This is a genomic window from Nonomuraea sp. NPDC050540, from assembly GCF_044457485.1.
Classification (GTDB): Bacteria; Actinomycetota; Actinomycetes; order Streptosporangiales; family Streptosporangiaceae; genus Nonomuraea.
Genome location: NZ_JBITHA010000001.1, coordinates 770,862 through 784,784 on the forward strand (window position 1 = coordinate 770,862; position 13,923 = coordinate 784,784).

At 73.0% G+C, this 13,923-nt stretch carries 10 protein-coding genes; 6 read left to right on the forward strand and 4 right to left on the reverse strand.

Going from position 1 to position 13,923, the window contains the following annotated elements:
• The first annotated feature begins 18 nt into the window (after nucleotides 1-18).
• The 4 genes from ACIBI5_RS03530 to ACIBI5_RS03545 all read left to right on the forward strand — a co-directional run bounded on the left by ACIBI5_RS03530 (nucleotide 19) and on the right by ACIBI5_RS03545 (nucleotide 6,420).
• Nucleotides 19-570: a peroxiredoxin gene (locus ACIBI5_RS03530; protein WP_397242745.1), complete on the forward strand. Its 552-nt coding sequence runs from the start codon at nucleotides 19-21 to the stop codon at nucleotides 568-570.
• A complete protein-coding gene (locus ACIBI5_RS03535; protein ID WP_397242747.1) occupies nucleotides 567-1,103 on the forward strand; it encodes a carboxymuconolactone decarboxylase family protein in 537 nt (178 codons plus the stop codon). Before ACIBI5_RS03530 ends, ACIBI5_RS03535 begins: the two co-directional genes overlap by 4 nt.
• Before the next feature lie 230 nt (nucleotides 1,104-1,333).
• On the forward strand, nucleotides 1,334-5,188 hold the full coding sequence (locus tag ACIBI5_RS03540; RefSeq protein ID WP_397242749.1) for a PQQ-binding-like beta-propeller repeat protein: 3,855 nt from the start codon (nucleotides 1,334-1,336) through the stop codon (nucleotides 5,186-5,188).
• A complete protein-coding gene (locus ACIBI5_RS03545) occupies nucleotides 5,185-6,420 on the forward strand; it encodes a hypothetical protein (RefSeq protein WP_397242751.1) in 1,236 nt (411 codons plus the stop codon). The genes ACIBI5_RS03540 and ACIBI5_RS03545 overlap by 4 nt, the downstream gene beginning before the upstream one ends.
• Here the strand turns inward: ACIBI5_RS03545 and ACIBI5_RS03550 are convergent.
• The 4 genes from ACIBI5_RS03550 to ACIBI5_RS03565 are packed head-to-tail and all read right to left on the reverse strand — an operon-like array spanning nucleotide 6,407 to nucleotide 11,764.
• Nucleotides 6,407-7,489: an aromatic acid exporter family protein gene (locus ACIBI5_RS03550; protein ID WP_397242753.1), complete on the reverse strand. Its 1,083-nt coding sequence runs from the start codon at nucleotides 7,487-7,489 to the stop codon at nucleotides 6,407-6,409. The genes ACIBI5_RS03545 and ACIBI5_RS03550 overlap by 14 nt on opposite strands.
• A 45-nt stretch (nucleotides 7,490-7,534) precedes the next feature.
• The gene (locus ACIBI5_RS03555) at nucleotides 7,535-8,485 is read right to left on the reverse strand and encodes a hydroxyacid dehydrogenase (protein ID WP_397242755.1); all 951 of its coding nucleotides are present in this window, start codon (nucleotides 8,483-8,485) and stop codon (nucleotides 7,535-7,537) included.
• A 17-nt stretch (nucleotides 8,486-8,502) separates the two neighbouring features.
• Nucleotides 8,503-9,162 (reverse strand): alpha/beta fold hydrolase, encoded by a 660-nt coding sequence (locus tag ACIBI5_RS03560; protein ID WP_397242757.1) that lies wholly within the window; start codon nucleotides 9,160-9,162, stop codon nucleotides 8,503-8,505.
• On the reverse strand, nucleotides 9,152-11,764 hold the full coding sequence (locus ACIBI5_RS03565; RefSeq protein ID WP_397242760.1) for a tetratricopeptide repeat protein: 2,613 nt from the start codon (nucleotides 11,762-11,764) through the stop codon (nucleotides 9,152-9,154). The genes ACIBI5_RS03560 and ACIBI5_RS03565 overlap by 11 nt, the downstream gene beginning before the upstream one ends.
• A 74-nt stretch (nucleotides 11,765-11,838) precedes the next feature.
• Here ACIBI5_RS03565 and ACIBI5_RS03570 point away from each other — a divergent pair, with 74 nt between their 5' ends.
• Together ACIBI5_RS03570 and ACIBI5_RS03575 are read left to right on the forward strand one after the other, a co-directional pair.
• Nucleotides 11,839-12,753, forward strand: coding sequence for a carbamate kinase (locus tag ACIBI5_RS03570; RefSeq protein WP_397242762.1), 915 nt, complete (start codon nucleotides 11,839-11,841; stop codon nucleotides 12,751-12,753).
• The gene (locus ACIBI5_RS03575) at nucleotides 12,754-13,845 is read left to right on the forward strand and encodes a ring-opening amidohydrolase (protein ID WP_397242764.1); all 1,092 of its coding nucleotides are present in this window, start codon (nucleotides 12,754-12,756) and stop codon (nucleotides 13,843-13,845) included. It begins immediately after the preceding gene.
• The last annotated feature ends 78 nt before the right edge of the window (nucleotides 13,846-13,923 follow it).

Genomic DNA, 13,923 nt, shown 5'->3' on the forward strand with positions numbered 1-13,923 from the left:
ATCCAAGGAGACACGCACTTGCTCACCGTCGGTGACCACTTCCCCGAGTACGAACTCACCGCCTGCGTCGACCTCGACCCCGAGAAGGCGTTCGCGGAGATCAACCACAAGACCTACGAGGGCAAGTGGCGCGTGGTGTTCTTCTGGCCGAAGGACTTCACCTTCGTCTGCCCGACCGAGATCGCCGAGTTCGGCCGGCTCAACGAGGAGTTCGCCGACCGTGACGCCCAGGTCCTGGGCGTGTCCGTGGACTCCGAGTTCGTGCACCACGCCTGGCGCAAGGACCACGAGGACCTTCGCGACCTGCCGTTCCCGATGCTGAGCGACATCAGGCGCGAGCTCTCCGCCGACCTCGGCATCCTCGGCTCCGACGGCGTCGCCCAGCGCGCCACCTTCATCGTGGACCCGAACAACGAGATCCAGTTCACGATGGTGACCGCGGGCTCGGTCGGCCGCAACGTCAAGGAGGTCCTGCGGGTCCTGGACGCGCTGCAGTCCGACGAGCTGTGCCCGTGCAACTGGAACAAGGGCGAGCGGGGCCTCGACGCCAAGGCGCTGCTGGGCGCATGAGTATCGCCGCGCTGAAGGAAGCCCTGCCGGCCTACGCCAAGGACATCAAGCTCAACCTGGGCTCGGTCACGACCACCTCGTCGCTGACCGACCAGCAGCTGTGGGGGGCGATGCTGGCGTGCGCGCTGGCCGCCAGGTCCGGCCGGGTCATCGCCGAGGTCTCGGAAGAGGCCGCGCGGAACCTGCCGGAGGAGGCGTTCACGGCCGCCAAGGCCGCCGCCTCCATCATGGCGATGAACAACGTGTACTACCGGGCCACGCACCTCATCGGTGACGAGACCTACGGCACGCTGCCGGCCAAGCTCCGGATGACCGTCATCGGCAACCCGGGCGTGGACCAGGCCGACTTCGAGCTGTGGTGCCTGGCCGTGTCCGCGATCAACGGCTGCGGCCGCTGCCTGGAGTCGCACGAGCAGGTGCTGCGCGGCTCCGGCCTGCCCCGCGAGCAGATCCAGGAGGCTCTGCGCGTGGCCGCGGTGGTGGCCGCCGTCGCCGCGACGCTTGAGGCCGAGGCGGCGCTGGTCGCCGTCTGACCCCCCCGCTTCACGAACGGGACGTCCGCGACGGGCGTCCCGTTCTCGCTTGACCGTGGGACGGTCCTGGGCTTCGGCGTTCCCGCAGGAACACCTTCTCGCACCGAGGATCGTGCCGGATCGTCGCCTCACCCGCGAGATGAACGTCCGGTGGGAGCGCGGTGAATTATCCAGGGCGGTTGGATAATGCCTCTTCTCCGCCAGAGGGGACGCTCCCTACGCTGCCGAACATGTCTAGACAATTAACGTCATTGTGGCAAGCCATCGTGCTGCTCTTGGCGGTCGCGGCAGGGGTGGCGCTGTGCGCAGGCCCGGCCTCCGCGCACCTGACCCGGCAGCACGCGGAACTCGTCGTGGCCACCTCGGAAGGGGTGACCAGCGGACGGCTGATCGTCCACCGCGACGTCGTCAGCCCGGAAGGCGCGGGCGCGTGGGCCTCCGCGCTGCTCCCCACGCCCTGCCCGGTCAGCGCCCACGGCGTCTCGGGTGACGGCGGCGGGGTGCCCGGGGGAGTGGTGGTCGAGCTGGCCTGGTCGTGCGCGGTGGACACGCTTGACCTGGCGCCCCTGCTGGACCGGGGCGGGTTCACCGAGGTGATCGCCGAGTTCGACGGCACGGCGGCCAACGTGAACGCCGCCGCGCCGGTGATCGACGTGACCGGCGCGCACGCTCCGGTCCGCGCGGTGTGGCCGGTCGTCGTGGGCGTGCTGGCCGCTTTGGCGTTGCTGGCGCTCCTGGTGGTGGTACCGCTGCGCCGTACCGGAAGGGGCGCCACGGCGGCCACCGGACGGGGAGCCACGGCGGGCACCGGACGGCGGACGTGGCGGAGCAGGGCGGCGATCGCGGTCGCCGTGAGCGTCGCGGTGCTCGCCCCGCAGGCGGCCATCGCCGCGAGCCCCGAGCCCGCGCCGACGCCGGCCGTCGAGCGGCCCGCTGCCGAGACACGCGCCGCCGAGACGCCCGGTGCCGGGACGACGGCGGAGGCCACGCCCGCCGGGGGGACTCCTGACGGCGAGAAGGCGGCCCCGGACGCCACGCCGGAGGCCACGCCCACGCCGGAGGCCACGCCCACGCCGAGCACGAGCACGAGCACGAGCGCGAGTCCGAGTCCGAGTCCGGGCAGCGCGGACGCGGCGGCCGGGACGCTCAAGATGACCACGGCCGACCCCAAGGCCGGTCAGCCGGTGACCTTCAGCTACTCCACCGACCGGGCGAACGCCCTGAACTGGATCGGCGTCTACGGACCTGGCGAGAAGCCGGGCGTCGTGGCCTCGCGCGTCTGGGTGCGGGCGCCGCAGGGTTCCGGCACGGTCTCGATCCCCACCACCGCGCTCGGTGAGGGCTCCTGGACCGCCTACCTCATGTTCAACGACGGCTACGAGTCGCTGAGCGACCCGGCGACGTTCACGCTGGCCGGGGCGAGCGCCGACATCGTCACCGTCACCGGCACGGTGTTCAAGGACGGGAACGGCAACGGCGCCAAGGACCGCGGCGAAGCGGGCTTCCCCCGCGTGTCCGTGACCGACGGCGCCACCTGGGCGACGACCGCGGCGGACGGCACCTACAGCATCCAGGTCGACCGCAACCGCCGCGAGACCGACATGGTCTACGTCGTCTCCCCCGACGGCTACCAGCCGGTGCTGCGCGAGGACTACATCCCGCGCTTCTTCCGCCAGCTGGACAGGCAGACCGGCGTCGACTTCGCCCTGGTGCCCACCAAGGCGGCGGCCGACCCGAAGGAGAAGTGGCTCATGGTCTCCGACGTCGAGGTGGGCAACCGCACCGACGAGGAGTACCAGAACGCGGCCCCGCGCTGGACCGGCCAGGTCAAGGCGATGTCCGAGGTGGACGGCGCCACGCTGACCATCACCACCGGCGACCTGACCGTCACCGACTACGCCGACGCCGCCCGCCGCCAGGGCGGCTACGACCTGCTCAGGAACGGCCTGCGCGACGGCAAGCTGGGACACCCGTTCTACCCGGTGATCGGCAACCACGACGTGGGCGGCACCGCCACCTCCGTCGGGTACGGCGGCAGCCTGGAGTTCTGGCGGCGCAACGTCGGCCCCGAGTGGTACAGCTTCGACCGCGACGGACGGCACATCGTCGTGCTGGAGGACAACTACGACACGCGCGGCCTGGCCCCGCAGCTGCAGTGGCTGCGCGAGGACCTGCGCAGGCACGCGGTGGGCAAGCAGGTGTTCGTGTTCGCGCACCGCTCGCTGTTCACCCGCTGGGGTCCGGGCGCCGGGATGCAGCCGACGGTGGACGAGCTGGCCAAGTACGACGTGCGGATGTTCGCCGCCGGGCACAACCAGCAGGCCGAGTACCGGCGGGGCGCGTTCGCCCGTTCCGTCGAGGTCAACAACATGGGCACGTACGGCATCGACGCCGCCCGGCCCGACTACAAGATCCTCGACTTCAGTGCGATCACCGGCAGGGACAAGGGCTACGTTACCGGCGTGCACCGCCAGTTCGGCGTCAACGACGACGTCTCGCTGGTGAGCCCGGCGACCGGCAGCGTCCACGGCAAGAAGGCGGGCGTACCGCTGGAGATCTACGCCGAGGACGACGGCCGCACCCCGTCCAGGGCGGAGCTGACCGTCCGCGCCAAGAACGGCAGGACCGTCTGGGAGCGGGAGCGTCTGCGCTTCGGGGAGGAGACCCGGCCGAGCGGCATCGTCAACTGCTACAAGGGCGAGTCCTGTCCGCGGGCGCACGTGTCGTGGACGCGGGTCAGTGACCGGATCACCGGCCTGCATCCGGGCTCGTACACGGCCGAGCTGACCGTCAGGGACAGCGAGGGCAAGCCGTTCCCGAAGGTGCGCACCACGTTCGAGGTGCGGCCGGACTCCCGTGTCTCGCGGCCGGAGCCCAAGGGCGACTGGCTGCGGCAGGGCGGCGACGAGCAGGGCCGCTCGGCCTCCACCGGCAACCCGGGCGCCGCCCTGGATCTGCGGTGGGCGGCGAACACGGGTGAGCAGTTCCACCTCAACGGGGCCGCCGTCTCGGGTGGCAGGGTGATCGTGGCCTCGCAGGCGTTCGCCTCGCCGTACAGCATGATGCTGGCCTACGACGCGCGCACCGGACGCGAGCTGTGGCGCACCTACCTCGACGGCGACGCCGAGTCCTTCCCGACCGTGCACGGCGGCAAGGTCTACCTGACGACCGGCGTCGGGCGCGTCTACGCGCTGGACGAGCGCACCGGCAGGGTGGCGTGGGAGACGATCGACGCCGAAGAGGTCAAGCAGGGCACCGTGCGGCGTTACGGCCGTGCGGGCGGGCCGGTCAGCGTGTTCGACCTGCCCGGCGGCCGCGCGGTCGCCGTCTACCACGAGTGGGACGGGGTGCGCTGCCGCGACGCCCGTACCGGCGAGCGGCTGCCCGGCGGCTTCAACGCGCCGGTCGCGTGGGGCGAGTTCCACAGCACGGCGATCAGGAAGCCCGGCTCGACCACCGCGTGGCTGCACTCGGGCTCCAGCCAGTCGCTGATCTCGATGGATCTGGCCACGTGCAAGCAGCTGTCCAGCGTGGACACCGGGGGCGACATCTTCTCGCAGTCCTCGCCGGTGTTCAGCGAGTCCGGGCTGGTGACGACGACCGCCACCGGCACGCGCGGGCACGGCGCCGACGGCGCGGTGCGCTGGCACGCCAAGGTGGGCACGGCCGCGGTCTGCGAGTACGGCCCGCCGCCCGTGACCAGCCCGGCGACCTGGGGCGACCTCGCCTATGTCGCGAGTCAGGACGGCATGGTCCGCGCCTACGACAGCGCGACCGGCAAGACGCTGTGGGAGACCCCCACCGGCTACCTGCCGGGCGAGAGCCCGATGGAGGACCCTTGGCGTTCCGGCACCTCGTGCAAGGCCAACGGTCCCGGCTCGCCGGCGGCGCACGCCCTGGTCACCGAGACCACGGTCTACGCCGGCACCTGGGACGGCCGGGTCGTGGCCCTGGACCGGGCGACGGGACGGCACCTGGCCGCCTACGACCTGGGCGGCGGGGTCGCCTCGGCGCTGTCGGTGAGCGGGAACACGGTGTTCGCGCTGACCGACGACGGGTCGTTGCACGCGCTGGCGGCTAGATGACCAAGGGATTGGCTCGCCTGCTCGCGGTCGCGGGCGCGGTGGCGCTGATCCTGCTGGGGGCGGCGGGTCCGGGGTGGGCACACCCCTTCGGCCCGCCGCCCGTGGCGAAGATCCGCGCCGACGGCCCGGCGGTCGAGATCACCTGGTCGGCGGCGGCCGACGACATCGCCGCGCTGACCAAGGCCGTCCCCGCCCTCGACGGATATTTCCGGCGTGGGGTCACGGTGCGGCAGGGCGCGGCGGACTGCCCGGTGACCGAGGTCCGCACCGGGGCGCTGGCCACGACCGGCGCCGTGCTGCGTTTCCGCTGCCCGCGGGCGGCCGACGAGCTGCGCGTGAGCGTGACGTTGCTGCACGACCTCAACGTCGCCTACCGCACGGTGTCGGTCACGCCGTCGGGCTCGGGCGCGCTGCACACCGCCGACGAGCCCGCCCATCCGGTACGGCTCAGCGGCATCGCAGCCACCACCACCTCCACGTCGTTCACCACGGACCTGCCGTCGCTGATCGACCGGTTCCTGCCGCTGGCGCTGCTGGTGGCCCTGGTGGCGGGGGCGGCCCACGCCTGCGCCCCCGGGCACGGCAAGACGCTGACCGCCGGTTACCTGCTCGGCGGCCAGGCCCGGCCCATGGACGCGGTGCGGCTGGGCGGCGTCGTGGCGCTCATGCACACGGTGTCGGTGGCGGTCCTGGCGGTGGTGTGGTGGCTGGCCGTGGACAACGCGCCCGACCTGGGCGCGGTGACCCGCTGGCTGCAGCTGGCCGGGGCGGCGGCGGTCCTGGCGGTGGGCGGCGGTCTGGTGCACCGCCACCTGCGCGGCCAGGGCCACGGTCACGGTCATGGACACGGTCATGGTCATGGTCATGGTCATGGACACGGCCACGGTCATGGGCACGGGCATGAGGGGTCGCTGCTCACCCGGCGCGGGCTGGTCACGCTGGGGGTCTCCGGCGGTCTGCTGCCCTCGCCGTCGGCCTTTCTCCTGCTGCTGACCGGCCTGCTGTCCGGCCGGGCGTTCGTCGCGCTCGTGCTGGTCGCCGCCTTCGGCGTGGGCATGGCGCTCACCTTGTCGGCGGTCGGGCTGGCCGTTCTGCGTGGGAGTGATCTTCTGGGTGCCGTGACCAGGCACCGCTGGACCCGCCACCTTCCCCTCGCCGCGGCGCTGCTGGTGCTGGCCGGCGGGATGGGCAGCACGGCCCTGGCCGCGGTGGAGCTGGTCAGGGCTGGGTGAAGTCCAGCGGGGGCAGCGCGGCCGTGGCCTCCTCGTTGCTGATGCCGGTGGCCTGGAGCAGGTCGACCACGATCGAACGCAACTGGGCGAGTATCACGTCGGCGGAGAAGCCCAGCCGTTCCGGACGCTGGCGGGCGGCCACGGCGAGCAGGGCCTGCCGGGCGAGCTGGGGTTCGCGGCCCGCTCCGAGCTCCAGTTGCAGGAGCAGGGCCGCCTCGGAGACCTCGCGCAGCGAAGTGGCCAGCGTGGTCGGCGGCGGCGACGCCTCGCCGAGCGCGGCCAGCGTGCGGCGGGCCAGCACGCGGGAGTTGCGCAGCGCGAGGTCCACGGGCACCGCGGCGCTCTCGTAGCGGCTCAGGCGGGCGCGGCGGTGCCAGTGCAGCGGCGAGATCGTGGCGATCTCCCGGCTGGTCTCCAGCGCCTGCTCGAACTCCTCGATCACCGCCTGGGTGCCGCGCGCCTCCTCCAGCGCCTCCGCGGCCAGGTCCGCGTCCCGCTTCTCGATCGCCTCCGCGCACTTCTCCAGCACCGTGGACAGCGCGTCGAGCACTCCCGAGGCGTGCTTGGCGGCGATGGCGAAGGGGCTGGCGGGCAGCAGCGCGACGGCCGCGATGCCGACGACGCCGCCGGTGAGCGCGTCGAGCATGCGGTCCAGGCCGCCGGTGTCGCCGGGCGGCAGCAGGGTGGCGACCAGCACGGCCGACGAACCGGCCTGCGCGACGAACAGCGCGCCGCTGTTGAGCAGCACCGCCGCCGACATGGCGAGGCCGACGACCAGCGCGATCTGCCACGGTCCCGAGCCGATCGAGGCGACGAGCAGGTCGCCCACGCCGACGCCGAGGCTGACGCCGACGACCAGTTCGATCACCCGGCGCAGCCGCTGCCCGAGCCCGACGCCGACGCAGATGAGCACGGCGATGGGCGCGAAGAACGGGCGGGCGTGGCCGAGGAGCTGGGTGGCGATCACCCACGCCAGCGCCGCGCCGACCGAGCACTGCGCCACCGAGGGAGCCATCAGCCCGAACGTGCGCAGCCGTTCCCGCATGTGCTCGCCGAGCTTCGTACCCACTCTCCCTACCTTCGCGGATCTTTGTGACATTAGGGTCACGCCTGATCAGCCCATTCTGGACAGCATCTCCGCGGTGACCTCGTGTTCCAGCGGCCGGTCCGCGGCGAAGCGGGCGATCTCGCCGATCACGATGTCGCCGAGCCGCCGGTAGCACTCCTCGGTGCCGGCCGCCCGGTGGGGGGTGAGCAGGACGTTCGGCAGCCGCCGGTACGGATGGCCGGTGGGCAGCGGCTCCTCGTCGAACACGTCGAGCGCCGCGTCGAGCCGCCCGGTACGCAGCTCCGCCAGCAGCGCCTCCTGGTCCACCAGCCACGAGCGCGCGGTGTTGACCAGCATGGCGCCGTCCGGCATCAACGCCAGCTCGCGCGCGCCGATCATGTGCCTGGTCTCGGGCAGCACCGGCGCGTGCAGCGCCACGACCCGGCTCGTGGACAGCAGCTCGTCCAGGCCGACCGAGCCCTCGTGGTACGGATCGTGCACCGCCACCTCGGCGCCCAGGGCGCGTACCAGCTCGATGTAGGCCCGGCCGGTGCGCGACGCGCCGACCACCCCGATCCGGCAGCCCAGGATCTCGTGCCGGGGCGGCGCCTGGGAGGCGGCGGCCCATTCTGCGCCGGAGCGCAGCGCGTGGTCGAAGCGCTGGATCCGGTACAGCAACGCCAGCGTGAACGCCAGCGACGCCTCCGCCACCGACCTGGCCATGCCCGCGCCCGCCTGGGTGACCCGGACGCCGCGGGCCCACGACTCGCCGGTCACGAACGGTTTCACGGTCGCGCCCGTGTGGGCCAGCAGCCGCAGCTCGGGGGCCAGGTCGAGCAGCTCACGTCCGAGCGCGGGCGCCCCCCAGCTGGTCACCAGCACCCGCGTGCCGGGCAACGCTGCGGGCAGGCCGGCGTGGTCGTCCACCAGCCGGACGTCGCCGAGTGCGAGCAGCCGGTCGAGGTCGGGGAAGAACTGGGTCCGAAGGGCCGGGGAAGCGCTTACCGTGATCCGCATGCCTCAGCACTCTACGATCAGGCGTCCAGGAACTCCTCGACGGCCTCCAGGAAGGCGGCGCGCGCGTCCCGGTGGATCAGGTGGCCGACGTCGATCGTGACCAGCTCGGCGCCCGGAATGAGCTCGGCCACGGGCTCCGCCCTGATCTGGCTGCTCGGCCCGCCCGACAGCACCAGCGCCGGCACGGCCAGCCGGGTGAGCCCCTCGGCCCACGCCGGGTCCGGGTCCACGAACTGCCGCTCGGTCTGGAACACCATCTCCCAGTCGAACCCGGTGGAGTCGTCGCGGACGAGCGCGGCCCGCCCGGTCATGGGCAGGGGCGCGCCCGGATCCTCCAGCACGAGGCGCTCCACGAGCTCGGGACGGCGCATCGCCAGGTGGAAGGCGACCATCGCGCCCAGAGAGTGCCCCACGATCACGGCCCCGCGGCCGTCGAGCAGAGCGGCGACGTCGTCGGCCATGTCCGGCAGCGCGTAGCCGCCCGGGTACGCGCTGCCGCCATGCCCGCGCAGGTCGGGTGCCAGCACGTGGTAACGCGTGGCGAAGTGCTGGATGATGCCGTTCCAGTCGTTGTGGTTGGCGGTCCTGCCGTGGAGCAGCACCATGAGGGGAGCGTCGGCCGGGCCTTCCTCCCGATAGACGATGGTCAACCCGTTCGCCGTGGTCTCACGCATCATGCGGTGACTCTACCGACGCCTGCTCCCGCACGATCTCCATGGCCAGACGCTGGTCCTCCAGAGCCTCCTCCCACCGGCCGAGCAGGGTGAGCGCCCTGCTCCGCCCGGCCAGCGCCACCTCGTAGCGGGGCACCAGGCCGCTCGCCCGGGAGAAGTCGGCCAGGGCCCGCTCGTACTCCGCGCGCTTCAGCCGGATGCTGCCCCGCCTGCACAGCGCCCAGGCGTAGCGCGGGGCCAGTTCGATGGCGCGGTCGAGGTCGGCCAGGGCCTCCTCGGTCCGGCCGAGCGCCTCGTGGCTGTCGCCGCGCGAGGCGATGGCCCAGGCGTTGCCCGGCTCGAACTCCACGGCCCGCGACAGGTCGGCGACCGCCTCCGCGTGGCGGCCGAGGTCCTGGTGGACGACGCCGCGGTGGGCCAGGGCCCAGGCGTCGTCCGGCTCCAGCGCGACCGCGCGGTCCAGGTCGGCCAGGGCGGCGTCCGGATCGTTCATGAGCCAGCGGGCCCGCCCCCGCACGGTCAGCGCGAGCACGTCGTCGGGCACCAGCGCCAGCGCCCGGCCGAGGTCGGCCAGCGCGTCCGCGCGACGCTCGCGCGTCAGGTGGATGAACGCCCGGTGGGTCAGCGCCGCGCAGGAGGAGGGGTCGAGCTCGATGGCCAGGTCGAGGTCGGCCAGGGCTTCCTCCAGCCGCTCGCGCAGCAGGTAGAACCGGCCACGCGCCTTCAGCGCGCCCGCGTCGCGCGGCTCGGCCGCGATCAGCCGGTCGAGTGCCTGGCGGGCCTCTTCATGGCGCTCCAGGGACTCCAGGGTGTAGGCCCTGCCGAGGGAGACGAGCCGGTTCTCCGGCGCGAGCTCCAGCGCCCGGTCGAAGCAGGCCAGCGCCTCGTCGTGGCGGCGGGCGAGCCGTAAGGTCTCGGCCCGTCCGGCCAGCGCCTTGGCGTGGGCGGGGTCGAGCTCGATCGCGCGGTCGTAGTCGGCCAGGGCCTGCTCGTAGCGTCCCGCGTAGCGGTGTTCGCGCCCGCGTAGCCGGTGGACGTGCTTGCGCTGTTCGGCGGGCAGTTCCCGGCGGCGCAGCAGCAGGTCGGCGAAGGCGCTCAGGTCGCAGCCCTCCGGCACGCTGTCCCGCAGTTCCCGCCCCAGCGCGGCCAGCCGGGTCGCGTCGGCGTCCACCCCGGCGGCCGCGATGGTCTCGGCCCACCGGCGCGCCTGCGGAACGCCGTGCGCGCACGCCGCCACCCCCACGGTCAGCAGGCCGGGCAGCGCGGCGGCGGGGGCGGCGCAGGCGCGGTGGTAGCACTCCTCCAGCAGCCAGCCCTCCGCCCGCTCGTCGCCCCACGCCTCCTCCATCGGCACGGTGCGCCGCTCGCGGTAGACGGCGGCCAGCTTGACGTGCAGCTCCGACCAGCGCTGCGGGGAACGGCTGCGGCTGAGGCCGATCATCGGGCGGCGCACGGTGTCGTGGTAGCGGCAGGTGCCGCCCTGGCGGGTCAGGAAGTCCTGGGCGTGCAGCCACGTGTACAGCTCGGCGGCGTTCTCGCCGGTCAGCGCCGCCACGATGTCCTCATCCAGGCGGCGCGGCAGCGCGGCGTCCAGGACGAGGGCGCGCCTGGCCGGGTCCGGTTCCCACTTCAGGAAGCGTTCGACCAGATCGCTCGACGGGTCGAGGCGCGCCTCGGCCTCCGCGCCGGGACACTCCCCGCCGGGCCGGTGCCGGCGGCTGAGCATGGCGACGGCCAGGGGCAGGCCGCCGCTCTCGTGGCAGATGGCCCCGACGGTCGGCTCGTCCACGACGTCGAGCTGCGCCAGGAACTGCCTGACCTCGACCTCGGTGAACGGCATGAGCGGCATCTCGGCCACGACGCCCAAATAGGGGTCCCAGCGGATCGGGTCGAGCGGGCGGCGTCCGGCGATGGTGATGATCAGGTCGGCGGGGGCCTCGCCGTACCGGCCGGTGAAGACGGCGCGCAGCCAGTCGTCCAGGTAGGCGTCCGTGACCTCGTAGGCGTCCAGGAACAGCGCCAGCGGGCGGCGCAGTTCGCGCAGGCCCTCCAGGAAGGCGGGGGTGAGCTCGCCGGTGGGCGGGCGGCCGCGCAGCTTGTCGGCGGTGGCCAGGCGCAGCTGGTTGACCCGCTCGGGGTCGACCGCCTTGGTGATCAGCTCGGCCCCGGGGACGAGCGTGTTCACCACGCCGGTGGTCAGCTCCGTGGCGGTCCTGGTGAGGGCGCCGGCCACGTCGGCGGCGGGCGGCTCGCCCTCGGTCCCGCGCTTGCGCCGGGCGGCGTGCTGCTGGGTGAAGCGCCTGAGCTTCGCGTCCTGCTCCTCCAGCTGTACGGCCAGCGCCGCCATGACCTCCACGGCGTCGTAACAGCTCTCGTCGGCCCCGGCGGTCAGCCAGCCGTGTTCGGCGGCGACCTCGCGCAGCCGGCCGAGCAGGGAGGTCTTGCCCACGCCACCGGCGCCGTGGATGGAGAACAGCAGCCTGCGCTCTCCGGGCGGGCGGGTGATGTTCGCCCGGAAATGGGCGAGTTCGCCGTCTCTGCCGATGAAGTCGGCTTTCTGGCGGCGGCGTACGAGGTCCTGGAACGAACGAGGAGTGTCCGCCATGCCGTACATCTCATCACGACGTCGGCAGACATTGCCCATGAACGGTGAGGAGCCGCTCGGCTAGCGTCGCCTGCGTGGGGGAACGGCTACTCATCGCACTCGGCGGCAACGCCATGACCGCCCCGGACGGCAGCGCGGCGCCCGATCACCAGCGCGCGGCGGTCGAGGAGGCGATGCGGCACGTGCGCACGCTGATGGAGGCCGGCCACCGGGTGATCCTCACCCACGGCAACGGTCCCCAGGTGGGCAACCTGCTGCTGAAGAACCAGCTGGCCGCGGCCGTGGTGCCGCCCGTGCCGCTGGACTGGTGCGGCGCGCAGACCCAGGCCACGATCGGCACCCTGATCATGAACGCGCTCGGCCCCCGCGTCGCCACCGTCGTCACCCGTACGCTGGTCGACCCCGCCGACCCGGGCTTCACCGAGCCCGTCAAGCCCATCGGCCGCTACTTCACCGAGGACGAGGCGCGGCGCTTCGAGAAGCTCGGCCAGACGTGGCGCGGCTTCACCCGGGGGTGGCGCCGGGTCGTGGCCTCGCCGGAACCGCTCGAGATCCTCGACGCGGGCGCGGTGACCACGCTCATGGACGCCGGGTTCACGGTCGTGGCCGCGGGCGGCGGGGGAGTGCCGGTGGCACGGCAGCCGGACGGCGCCCTGGCCGGCGTCGAGGCAGTGATCGACAAGGATCTGGCGGCGGCGCTGCTGGCGCGGGCCGTACGGGCGAAGGTGCTGATCATCGCGACGGACGTGCCCCACGCCATGATCGGGTACGGCGGGCCCGACCCGCGCCCGATCGGCCGGATTTCCGTGCCGGAGTTGCGTGTCCTGCACGCCGCCGGGCACTTCGCCGGGGGGAGCATGGGACCGAAGGTGGAGGCGGCGCTGCGCTTCGTCGCGGCGGGCGGGGAACGAGCGGTCATCACCTCGCTCCCCGAGATCGCCGCCGCCCTGGACGGAGATGTCGGTACACAAGTGGAGAAGGGGCAATAGATGCCGGACCCGATCGAGGTACGCAAAGTGCCGATCGAGAGCGTGACGGACGCCTCCGGGCTCGAACGGCTGATCGCGGACGGGGTGATCGAGGCGCCCCGGGTGCTCGCGGTGGTCGGCAAGACCGAGGGCAACGGCGGCGTGAACGACTACACCCGGATCCTGGCCGACCGGGCCTTCCGCGAGGTGCTGGAAAGGCACGGGCACCCGGCACCGGACTCGGTGCCGCTGGTGTGGTCGGGCGGCACCGACGGGGTGCTGAGCCCGCACGCCACGATCTTCGCCACGACCGCGGCCGCGCCCGCCTCCGACGAGCCGCGCCTGTCGGTGGGCGTGGCCATGAGCGAGGTGATCCTGCCCGAGGACATCGGCCGCCCGGCCATGGTGGAGAAGGTCGCGGCGGGCGTACGCGAGGCCATGAAGATCGCCGGCATCGACGACCCGGCGGACGTCCACTACGTGCAGACCAAGACGCCGCTGCTGACGCTGGCCACGATCACCGACGCCAAGAGCCGCGGCCAGGACACCGCGATCGAGGAGACGGGCCCGTCCATGGACCTGTCGAACGCCACCACGGCCCTCGGCGTCGCGGTGGCGCTGGGCGAGATCGAGATGCCCTCGGAGGAGCAGATCTTCCGCGACCTGTCGCTCTACAGCAGCGTCGCCTCCTGCTCGTCGGGTGTGGAGCTGGACCGGGCGCAGATCGTGCTCGTGGGCAACGTACGCGGCGTCGGCGGGCGCTACCGCATCGGGCACAGCGTCATGAAGGACGCCCTCGACGCCGACGGCATCTGGGCGGCCATCCGCGACAGCGGCCTCGACCTGCCCGAGCGGCCGCATCCGTCGGACCTGGGCGAGCGGCTGGTCAACGTCTTCATGAAGTGCGAGGCCGACCCTTCCGGCCGGGTGCGCGGGCGGCGCAACATCATGCTCGACGACTCCGACGTGCACTGGCACCGGCAGATCAAGGCGACCGTGGGCGGTGTGGCGGCGGCGGTGACGGGCGATCCGGCGGTGTTCGTCTCGGTGGCCGCGGTGCACCAGGGCCCCTCGGGCGGCGGCCCGGTGGCCGCCATCGCCGACCTGGGCTGATCTTCCCGGTACCCACCACGTTTTCATCGCTCAGGGACGCAAGCGTGCACGAATCTTGGGGTCGTCCCTCCATCTGGT

What these genes read in the sequence shown, in the direction of transcription:
- ACIBI5_RS03535 (WP_397242747.1), top strand. Translation starts at nt 567, where the DNA reads ATGAGTATCGCCGCGCTGAAGGAAGCCCTGCCGGCCTACGCCAAGGAC.
- ACIBI5_RS03545 (WP_397242751.1), top strand. Translation starts at nt 5,185, where the DNA reads ATGACCAAGGGATTGGCTCGCCTGCTCGCGGTCGCGGGCGCGGTGGCG.
- ACIBI5_RS03565 (WP_397242760.1), bottom strand. Translation starts at nt 11,764, where the DNA reads ATGGCGGACACTCCTCGTTCGTTCCAGGACCTCGTACGCCGCCGCCAG.
- ACIBI5_RS03555 (WP_397242755.1), bottom strand. Translation starts at nt 8,485, where the DNA reads ATGCGGATCACGGTAAGCGCTTCCCCGGCCCTTCGGACCCAGTTCTTC.
- ACIBI5_RS03575 (WP_397242764.1), top strand. Translation starts at nt 12,754, where the DNA reads ATGCCGGACCCGATCGAGGTACGCAAAGTGCCGATCGAGAGCGTGACG.
- ACIBI5_RS03540 (WP_397242749.1), top strand. Translation starts at nt 1,334, where the DNA reads ATGTCTAGACAATTAACGTCATTGTGGCAAGCCATCGTGCTGCTCTTG.
- ACIBI5_RS03560 (WP_397242757.1), bottom strand. Translation starts at nt 9,162, where the DNA reads ATGATGCGTGAGACCACGGCGAACGGGTTGACCATCGTCTATCGGGAG.